The organism is Nocardioides sp. (genome assembly GCF_031422975.1).
Classification (GTDB): domain Bacteria; phylum Actinomycetota; class Actinomycetes; order Propionibacteriales; family Nocardioidaceae; genus Nocardioides.
In genome coordinates this window covers 1-9,227 of the sequence record NZ_JANPEO010000084.1, presented here as the reverse complement: position 1 = coordinate 9,227, position 9,227 = coordinate 1, and the positions used below count along the sequence as shown (strand labels likewise).

At 71.0% G+C, this 9,227-nt stretch carries 10 protein-coding genes; 5 read left to right on the top strand and 5 right to left on the bottom strand.

Annotated features, from left to right (window positions below; translation table 11 throughout):
• From RMO85_RS02850 to RMO85_RS02835, 4 genes are all read left to right on the top strand, one after another.
• Nucleotides 1-1,044, top strand: a 1,044-nt coding sequence (locus RMO85_RS02850) for an acyl-CoA dehydrogenase family protein (protein ID WP_310526349.1), incomplete at its 5' end; no start/stop codon positions are given.
• Nucleotides 1,041-1,844, top strand: coding sequence for an SDR family oxidoreductase (locus RMO85_RS02845; RefSeq protein WP_310526348.1), 804 nt, complete (start codon nucleotides 1,041-1,043; stop codon nucleotides 1,842-1,844). The genes RMO85_RS02850 and RMO85_RS02845, both read left to right, overlap by 4 nt.
• Nucleotides 1,837-2,433 carry a TetR/AcrR family transcriptional regulator gene (locus tag RMO85_RS02840; RefSeq protein ID WP_310526346.1) on the top strand — a complete coding sequence of 199 codons (597 nt, stop codon included), beginning with the start codon at nucleotides 1,837-1,839 and terminating at the stop codon, nucleotides 2,431-2,433. The genes RMO85_RS02845 and RMO85_RS02840 overlap by 8 nt, the downstream gene beginning before the upstream one ends.
• Nucleotides 2,426-3,574, top strand: coding sequence for an acetyl-CoA C-acetyltransferase (locus RMO85_RS02835; RefSeq protein WP_310526345.1), 1,149 nt, complete (start codon nucleotides 2,426-2,428; stop codon nucleotides 3,572-3,574). The genes RMO85_RS02840 and RMO85_RS02835 overlap by 8 nt, the downstream gene beginning before the upstream one ends.
• Here RMO85_RS02835 and RMO85_RS02830 read toward each other — a convergent pair.
• A complete protein-coding gene (locus RMO85_RS02830) occupies nucleotides 3,571-5,076 on the bottom strand; it encodes a sulfatase (RefSeq protein ID WP_310526344.1) in 1,506 nt (501 codons plus the stop codon). The genes RMO85_RS02835 and RMO85_RS02830 overlap by 4 nt on opposite strands.
• A gap of 34 nt (nucleotides 5,077-5,110) precedes the next feature.
• Here RMO85_RS02830 and RMO85_RS02825 point away from each other — a divergent pair, with 34 nt between their 5' ends.
• Complete coding sequence (locus tag RMO85_RS02825) at nucleotides 5,111-5,806, top strand: hypothetical protein (RefSeq protein WP_310526343.1); 696 nt, start codon at nucleotides 5,111-5,113, stop codon at nucleotides 5,804-5,806.
• Here the strand turns inward: RMO85_RS02825 and RMO85_RS02820 are convergent.
• The 4 genes from RMO85_RS02820 to RMO85_RS02805 are packed head-to-tail and all read right to left on the bottom strand — an operon-like array spanning nucleotide 5,794 to nucleotide 9,139.
• Nucleotides 5,794-6,423, bottom strand: coding sequence for a sulfotransferase family 2 domain-containing protein (locus RMO85_RS02820; protein WP_310526342.1), 630 nt, complete (start codon nucleotides 6,421-6,423; stop codon nucleotides 5,794-5,796). The two genes, RMO85_RS02825 and RMO85_RS02820, sit on opposite strands and share 13 nt — an antisense overlap.
• Before the next feature lie 9 nt (nucleotides 6,424-6,432).
• Complete coding sequence (locus tag RMO85_RS02815) at nucleotides 6,433-7,500, bottom strand: nitronate monooxygenase (RefSeq protein ID WP_310526341.1); 1,068 nt, start codon at nucleotides 7,498-7,500, stop codon at nucleotides 6,433-6,435.
• Nucleotides 7,497-8,270 (bottom strand): CoA-transferase, encoded by a 774-nt coding sequence (locus tag RMO85_RS02810; RefSeq protein WP_310526340.1) that lies wholly within the window; start codon nucleotides 8,268-8,270, stop codon nucleotides 7,497-7,499. The genes RMO85_RS02815 and RMO85_RS02810 overlap by 4 nt, the downstream gene beginning before the upstream one ends.
• Nucleotides 8,267-9,139, bottom strand: coding sequence for a CoA-transferase (locus RMO85_RS02805; RefSeq protein ID WP_310526339.1), 873 nt, complete (start codon nucleotides 9,137-9,139; stop codon nucleotides 8,267-8,269). Before RMO85_RS02805 ends, RMO85_RS02810 begins: the two co-directional genes overlap by 4 nt.
• Nucleotides 9,140-9,227 lie beyond the last annotated feature (88 nt).

Genomic DNA, 9,227 nt, shown 5'->3' with positions numbered 1-9,227 from the left:
GACCTGGTCGGCCTGGCCTGGAACCGGCACCTCGCCGCACACGGCTGGACCTGCGTGGGCTGGCCGGTCGAGCACGGCGGTCGTGGCCTGAGCCTCACGCAGCAGGTGATCTTCCACGAGGAGTACGCCCTCGCCCGGGCTCCCGCTCGTGTCAACCACCTCGGCGAGGAGCTGCTGGGGCCCACGCTGATCGCGCACGGCACGCCGGTGCAGAGGGCGCGCTTCCTGCCCCGCATCAAGGACGTCACCGAGCTGTGGTGCCAGGGCTACTCCGAGCCCGACGCCGGATCCGATCTCGCCAACGTGCAGACCCGGGCCCGGCTGGTGGGCACGGAGTGGGTCATCGACGGGCAGAAGGTCTGGACCTCCAACGCCCACCTGTCCGACTGGATCTTCGTGGTGGCCCGCACCGAGCCGGGCTCGCAGCGCCACCGGGGGCTCTCGTTCCTCCTCGTCCCGCTCGACCAGGCAGGCATCGAGGTCCGGCCGATCGAGCAGCTGACGGGCGGCTCGGAGTTCAACGAGGTGTTCTTCACCGGAGCGCGCACGGCCGGCGACCTGGTCGTCGGGGAGCCGGGGCAGGGCTGGGCCGTGGCGATGGCGCTGCTGGGCTTCGAGCGGGGCGTCTCCACGCTGGCCCAGCAGGTCGGCTTCGAGCGTGAGCTGAGCGACCTGGTGGCACTCGCGAGGACCAACGGCACCCTGGCCGATCCCGTGCTCCGCGACCGGCTGGCGCAGGCCAGGGTCGGTCTTGCGGTGATGAGGGCCAACGTGCTGCGCACCCTCGACGCCCCCGCACCCGGAGCCGAGTCGATCGCCAAGCTCGTGTGGGCCAACTGGCACCGCGACCTCGGTGAGCTCGCGATGGCGATCGCCGGTCCGGCCGCCCTGACCGCGGGCGACGGACCCGGCTGTCGGCTCGACGCCTGGCAGCGTCTCTTCCTCTTCTCCCGCGCCGACACGATCTACGGCGGCAGCGACGAGATCCAGCGCAACATCCTCGCCGAGCGTGTGCTCGGCCTACCCAAGGAGCCTCGCGGATGACCGCCACCCGACCGGAGCAACCGGTGCCCGACTACGTCGCGCCCCACGACCTGCTGGCGGGCAAGGTGGTCGTCGTCACCGCCGCGGCCGGCGCAGGTATCGGGGCGGCCGTCGTCCGCCGCGCCCTCGAGGAGGGCGCGAAGGCCGTCGTCCTGTCCGACACCCACGAGCGCCGCGTCGCCGAGGTCGGGTCGGCGCTGGCCGACGAGTTCGGTGCCGAGCGCGTGCGGTCGAGAGTCTGCGACGTCACCCAGGAGGCCGACGTGACAGCCCTTCTCGACGCGGCCGACGAGGTCGGTGGCGTGGACGTGATGATCAACAACGCAGGACTCGGCGGCACCGCCGCGATCACGGAGATGACCGACGACCAGTGGAGCCGGGTCCTGGACATCACGCTCACCGGCACCATGCGCTGCGTGCGTGCCGCCAGCAACCGGATGATCGCCGCCGGCACGAAGGGCGTCATCATCAACAACGCCTCCGTCGTCGGGTGGCGCGCGCAGGAGGGACAGGCCCACTACGCCGCCGCCAAGGCCGGGGTGATGGCGCTGACACGATGCGCCGCTCTCGACGTCGCTGCGCACGGCATCCGGGTCAACGCCGTCTCGCCGTCGCTGGCGATGCACCCGTTCCTGGCGAAGGTGACGAGCGACGAGCTGCTCCACGAGCTCACGCAGCGCGAGGCCTTCGGTCGGGCGGCCGAGCCGTGGGAGGTGGCCAACGTGATGATCTTCCTGGCCTGCGACTACTCGTCCTACCTCACCGGCGAGGTCATCTCCGTCAGCAGCCAACATGCCTGAGCCTGCCGCCACCAGCACCGGTCGGCGCAGCGAGCTGCTCCGGATCGCCGCCACGCTCTTCGCCGAGAAGGGCTACACGTTCACCACCGTCCGCGACATCGCCGACGCCGCGGGCATCCTCAGCGGCAGCCTCTATCACCACTTCGACTCCAAGGAGTCGATGATCGACGAGATCCTCTCGACCTTCCAGGAGGAGCTGTTCGCGGCGTACGACGCAGTGCTGGCCTCCGACGCCGACGCCCGCACCAAGCTCGACCGTGTCGTCCGGCTCTCGTTCGAGGCGATCGACCAGCACCCGGCCGAGGTCGCGATCTTCCAGAACGAGGCGGGCCACCTCGGCACCTTCGAGCGGTTCGGCTATCTCGCCGATCGGGCTGCCCAGTCGCGCCACGTGTGGGTCACGCTGCTGCGCGAGGGCGTCGAGACCGGGGTGCTCAGGGCCGATCTCGACATCGACCTCGTGTATCGCTTCATCCGCGACACCGTGTGGGTCGCGGTCCGCTGGTATCGCCCGGGCGGCGCCCTGAGCCACCGCGACGTGGCTGACCAGTACCTCACGATCCTGCTGGAGGGGATCGCCCATGCCTGAGGCCTTCATCGTGGACGCGGTCCGGACCCCCGTCGGCAGGCGGGGCGGAGCCCTCGCCGCCATGCACTCCGCCGACCTGGGCGCCCACGTGCTCACGGCACTGGTCGTCAGGACCGGCATCGACGCCGGCCTCGTCGACGACGTGATCATGGGCTGCTGCGACACCATCGGCTCGCAGGCCGGCGACGTGGCGCGCACCGCCTGGCTGGTCGCGGGACTGCCCGACCACGTGCCGGGCGTGACCATCGACCGACAGTGCGGCTCGTCCCAGCAGGCCGTGCACTTCGCGGCCCAGGGCGTGATGTCCGGGACCCAGGACCTCGTGATCGCGGGTGGCCTGCAGAACATGTCGGCCATCCCGATCAGCGCCGCGATGCTGGTCGCCGACCGGTACGGCTTCACCACCCCGTTCGCCGAGTCGCCCGGTTGGGCGGCACGCTACGGCCACGTCGAGGTCTCGCAGTTCAACTCGGCGGAGATGATCGCCGAGAAGTGGGCGATCAGCCGGGCGGACATGGAGGCCTTCGCGCTGGCGTCCCACGAGCGGGCCCGGACGGCGACGGCGGAGGGCCGCTTCGTCCGCGAGATCGCCCCGGTCGGGGACTTTGCGAGCGATGAGTGCCCGCGCGAGACGTCGCTGGAGATGATGGCCGCGCTCCAGCCGCTGGCCCCGGGCGGGCGGATCACCGCTGCCGTCGCGAGCCAGATCTGCGACGCGTCGTCGGCGATGCTGATCGCCTCCGAGCGAGCCGTGGCCGAGCACGGGCTCACGCCGCGCGCCCGGATCCACCACCTGTCGGTGCGCGGGGACGACCCGGTGTGGATGCTGACCGGTCCCATCGCGGCCACCAGGCATGCCCTCGCGAAGACCGGCCTGACGGTCCAGGACATCGACCTCTTCGAGTGCAACGAGGCCTTCGCCAGCGTCGTGCTGGCCTGGATGGTCGAGCTTGACGTGCCGCACGAGAAGGTCAACGTCAACGGTGGCGGGATCGCCCTGGGCCACCCGATCGGCGCCACCGGCACGCGGCTGATGACGACCCTCCTCAACGAGCTCGAGCGCACCGGCGGCCGCTACGGCCTGCAGACCATGTGCGAGGGCGGCGGTCAGGCCAACGTGACGATCATCGAGCGTCTCTAACCCGTGGTGGGTGCCGGCTCGGGGAGGTCGGGCGCCAGGGTCCGGCACGTCGAGTCGGTGCAGGCCTCGAGCGTGTCGAGGTAGTCGGCAAGCACGAGGCGGACACGGCGGTAGGCCGGGTCCAGCGCCACGTTGGTGAGCTGGTGGGGGTCGTTCGTGCGGTCGTAGAGCTCGACGAAGCGCGGGCCCTGCCAACGCACGAGCGTGTAGCGCTTCGTGCGGACCCCCCGCCACCGCCAGGCAGTGGCCTCGTCCTTGCCCCTCGACCCGGCCTGGATGAGCAGGCCGCGGTCGCGCTGGCGACGGTCCTGCAGGGCGTAGCCCAGCAGGCTCCGGCCGTCGATGTCGATCATGGGATCGGCGCCCGCGAGCTCGGCGATCGTCGGGGCGAAGTCGAGCATCGCCACCGTCTGCCTACGGTGCTCGCCGGCGGGGATCTCGGGGCCGCGCATCAGCAGCGGCACCCGCAAGGACTCCTCGTAGGGAACGTTCTTGCCCACCAGGCGGTGCTCGCCGAAGAGGTAGCCGTTGTCGCTCGTGAAGATGATGACGGTGTCGTCGAGCGCGCCCGCGACCTCCAGGGCGGTCACGATGCCGGCGACCGCCTCGTCCAGCGCGGCCAGGGTTCGCAGCCGCTGCGTGAAGATGGTCTGCTGCGCGGCCGGGTCGACCCGTGGTGCGGCCTGGACGTCGCTGCGCTTGTCGCTGACGTCCTCCTCGTTGAACGACGGCGACGCCAGCGACGGCAGTGTGATCTCGCCGAGCAGCCCGGCGTGCCGAGCGGCGGCGGGCGGTGGACCGGAGCAGTCGGCCTCACTGCTGCCCTGACAGGTGCCGTGCGGCGCGATGAAGCTGGACCAGAGGAAGAACGGCTCGCTGGTGCTGCTGAAGTCGGTCAGCAGGTCGGCCGACTGCTGGGCGACCACGTCGGTGTAGTAGTCGGTCTCGGCGAACTGCACGAGACGGCCGTTGTCGTACTGCAGGAACGAGCTGTAGTCCGACAGGGTGCCGACGATCGGCTTCCACTGGTCCCAGCCGGGCTCGATGCCGTCGTGCTCGTCGTAGCCGTGCATGTACTTGCCGATGAAGCCCGTGCGGTAGCCGGCCTCCTGCAGCCATACCGGCAGGGCCGTCCTCGGGTCGAAACCCTCGTGCCCGCCCCACGGCGGCGAGTTGGTGCGCACCCCGTTGTTCTGGGCGTACTGCCCCGTGAGGATCTGCGCGCGAGCCGGGCAGCAGTTGGGGTGCGGCGCGATCATGTTGTTGAACGTCAGTCCGGCCTTGCCGAGCAGCTGCCGGGTCTGCGGCATCCACTTCAGCTCCAGCTTGGTCTGGTCGTCGGAGGTGATCAGCACGATGTTGGGCTGGTCGCCGATCGTGACGCCGGACGTCGAGGGCGGCGGACTGGGGACGGGATCCTCGTCCCCACCCAGGGTGCAGCCCGACAGCGCCAGCCCGGTCACGAGCAGGAGGGCGGCGGCGGCGACAGACGGGCGTGACACGAGCCGAACCCTAACTCTGCCATGATCGGTCGCCATGATGGCCTTCCCCGCACACGGCTTCGTGCTGCTGGCGATGCCGAAGTGCGCGTCGACCTCGATCGAGTCCGCGCTGGCGCCGTACGCCTCCCTCGTCATCGACCGGCCACCGAGTCGCAAGCACCTCGGCTGCTCGGGATTCACCAAGCGGATCGCTCCCGGCCTCGCCGCCGACGGGCATCCGCGCGACAGCTACGAGCTCGTCACCATGTTCCGTGACCCGATCGCCTGGCTCGAGTCATGGTGGCGCTACCGCGCCCGGCTCGACGACGGCAGCGACAACTCCACGCACGACCTGACGTTCGAGCGCTTTGCCAGGCAGTACGTCGACGGTGATCCGACGGCGCCGACGCCGAGGGGGCGCCCGGGTCAGTTCCTCACCGTGGACGGCGTCGTGGAGGTGGACCGCGTGTTCGCGGTCGAGCGGCCCGGGGCGTGGTTGCCGTGGTTCAGCGAGCGCCTCGGCACCGCCGTGTCCGTCGAGCGGCGCAACGTGTCCGGGCAACGCGTCGCCCCGGAGCTGACGGACTCGGTGCGGGCCGAGCTCGTCGACTACTTCGCGCCGGAGTACGCCGTGCAGTCACGCTTGCTGGACACCGGGGAGTGGGCCGGGGCACGGGGCACGCCCCTGGCCGTACCCACCCGCCCGCGCAAGGCCAGACACCTCCCGCACGGGCACGCTCAGAAGTCGTAGCCGAACGCCTCGAGGTCCTTGGCATAGACCTCGCCGATCCGCCTCCGGGTCGCGGGGGAGTAGTAGTCGCGGTAGGAAGAGTGCGAGGTCGTGTTGCGGCGCGGGATCGCGGTCACCGCGATGCCGAGCTCGCGCTGGACCCTCGCCATGTCGTCGCCCAGCGACTCGGTGCGTCCGATGAAGTCGGCGCGCTGGTCACCGTCGACGAGGTAGTCGACCTGCGGCATCGCGAGCCGGTCGATCTCGGCGGTGCCCCGCAGGATGAACTCCTCGAAGTCGGCGTACGCGGCGACCGTGCGCCACAGCGGATTGCCGTCGCGCGTGGAGCCCCACCGGCTGTCCTGCGGGCGGCCCGAGGCCGGCCCCCAACGCCGGTCCCAGGTCTCGATCATGGCGTACCACGACACCATCCGGGCCCACGGATTGCGCACGAAGCCGAACGACCAGTAGGGCGCCAGCTCCGGGTGCTGGGTGAGGATCCGCCGCAAGCGCGCGTGCCGCTGCTTGCCGACCGACCGGGCATCGGGACACATCTCGCGCAGCAGCTGCTCGACGGACGCGCCGCCCGTCTTCGGGATGTGGACGAACAGCATCCGGTGTTCGTCGGAGATCAGCACGGGTCGAGGCTAGACGATGCTGCCGGCTGCCCTGCGCAGCTCCGCCACGGCCCGCAGGACCACCCGATCGATCAGCTCCTCGCAGGTCGGCAGGTCGTCGAGGACGCCGACCACCTGGCCGGCCGCGAGCACGCCGGCACCGGTGTCGCCGTCGACGAGCCCGGCCTTGAGCATCGTCGGGGTGTTGGCGGCCAGCGTCATCTGCGCCAGCGACCGGCCCTGCGCCTTGCGCATCGCCCGCCCGTCCACGGCGAGCTCGCGCCACGACATGCCGGAGGCGCGCTTGAACTCCAGCGTGCGCCGGAGCGTGGGGGACAGGCGCCGCAGCCGCGACGACTCCTCGATCTGCTCGACCAGGGGCGTGCGGAGCATCCGGTGCGGCATGCCGTCGACCTTGTCGGTGACCACGGTGCCGTTGAGGTCGTGCCCGAGGTAGAAACGCTTGACCGCCTCGGGCACCGCGCTGTCGGCGGTGAGCAGGAAGCGGGTGCCCATCCCGATGCCGGCCGCGCCGCAGGCCAGGGCGGCGGCCAGCCCGCGACCGTCGAAGTAGCCACCGGCGGCGATGACCGGGATGTCGACCGCGTCCAGCACTGTCGGCAGGAGCAGCGAGGTGGGCACGCTGCCGGTGTGCCCGCCGCCCTCGCCGCCCTGGATCATCACCGCGTCGGCGCCCCACCCCGCCACCTTCCGGGCGTGCTTGGCCAGTCCGACGCTCGGGATCACGACGATGTCGTGCTCCTTGAGCCTCGCCATCAGCTCGGGCGTGGGAGCCAGGGCGAAGCTGGCCACCCTCACGCCGTACTCGATGAGCAGGTCGCACCGGGCACGTGCGTCCGCCGCGTCCGCCCGCACGTTGACGCCGAACGGCGCGTCCGTGCGGCCCATGACCTCGATGATCGCCTGCTCGAGCTCGGTCAGGGTCATGGTCGCGCCGGCCAGGATGCCGAGGCCACCCGCGTTGGCGGTGCCGCTGACCAGGCGCGGTCCGGCGACCCAGCCCATGCCGGTCTGCACGACCGGGTGTCGCACACCCGTGAGCTCGGTGAGCCGGGTCCTCAGCTGCTGGGGGATCACGCCGGCACCTCGTGGTGGCGGAGGCCGCGGGGATCGAGCACCTCGCGGATCAGCCTGAGCTCCTCGGGGCCCGGCTCGCGGGTGACCTCCGGTCGGCCGTGGACGTGGACCTCGAAACCGGTGGCGGCCTGGATCTCCTCGACGGTGACGCCGGGGTGGGTGGACAGCAGGCGGACGGTGTCGTCGGGGCCGCCCAGGTCGAGGACGCCGAGGTCGGTGACGATCCGGTGGATGTCGTTGAACGCCGCCGCGGCCGTCCCGGCCTCCCTCGCACGTCGCGGCCCGACGCCGGTGACGACGTCGACGCAGTCGACGAAGACGCGGGGCGAGTGCCTGGGCACCCAGTAGGAGGTGCGGTTGTTGACGGTGTTGCCCGGTGCGCCACGACTGCCGAGGAGTTGCCGCGCGGGCCGGGCGAAGTCGCCGATGGCGGAGATGTTCTGGTTGCCGTGCCGGTCGATCTGGCTGGCGCCCATCATCACGTGGCGCTTGCCGTAGGCCACCACGTCGAACACGCGGCGGAACGGGATCCAGCCCTCGACCACGTCGCCGGTGGCGAACAGCGGTGGGACGCCGGCCAGGAACAGCGACTCGCCGTCGGAGATGACCAGGTCGGGGTTGGACGTCAGCTTGGCCAGTCGCACGCCCAGCGTCGCCATGATGCCCATCGGGGAGCCGAAGATCTCGCCGTCGTCCTTGAACGCGTCGGCCACCGCTGCGGCGCAGACCTCGGCGCGGGTGGACCGCTCATCCATGCCTGACTCGCTCATGCTTGCTCCTCCGCGAACGCTGCAACTGCGGCCTGGTAGGCGGCCTCGTCGCCGCTCAGGAACCGCTCCTTGAAGGCCGCCCAGGCCCCGGGCTCGGCCGCGCTCGTGGCGTAGTGCCTCTGGAACCTCTCGTCCCGCTCGTAGTCGGGCGTGCACGTCGTGAAGTGCGCGCCGTGGGGGGTCTCGACCACGCCGGTGACCATCATCCGGTGGAGCAGCAGTCGCTGGACCGGCGAGTCGAGGGTGAGCTCGGCCGTGTCGACGATCCGCTCGCACGACACGTACACCTCGTCGGCCGCCATCGCGAACAGGTCGTCGAAGTAGGGGTCCGGGCCCAGGTAGGTCGCATTGCCGTGGACGTCCGCGCGGTTGAGGTGGACCAGCGCCACGTCGAGCGTCAGGGCGGGTACGGCGACGAAGGTCTGCTCGTCGGCATAGGGACTCGTCACCGTCCTCAGCTCCGGGTTGTTGCGCAGCACGTCGCTGCCCAGCCCGGCGCGCATCGGCAGGAACGGCAGCCGTTCGGAGGCGGCCTTGAGGCCGGTAAAGAACATCCCCTCGTCCCACTCGGAGATCTCGGGGATGGTCGCGTCCTGTCGCGCTCGGGCGAACAGCGGCTCGAGGGGGATCGAGTCGAGGGTGACGAAGGCGTAGACCAGCCGCCTGATCTTGCCGGCGGCGGCGAGCAGCCCGACGTCGGCGCCGCCCCAGGACACGACGGTGAGGTCGGTCAGGTCGGAGCGGAGGATGGCCCGCACGAGCGCCATCGGCTTGCGCCGCGGCCCCCACCCGCCGATGCCGATGGTCATCCCGCTCTCCAGCCGAGCCACCACCTCGTCGATGGTCATCTCCTTGGTGCGGGGCTTCACTCGGTCACCCGGTCGGTGCTCGCGCCGTGCCGACGCACGAACGCGTCGCGCAGCTCGTCGCTGACGCCCATGAGGTTGAGCTCCATGG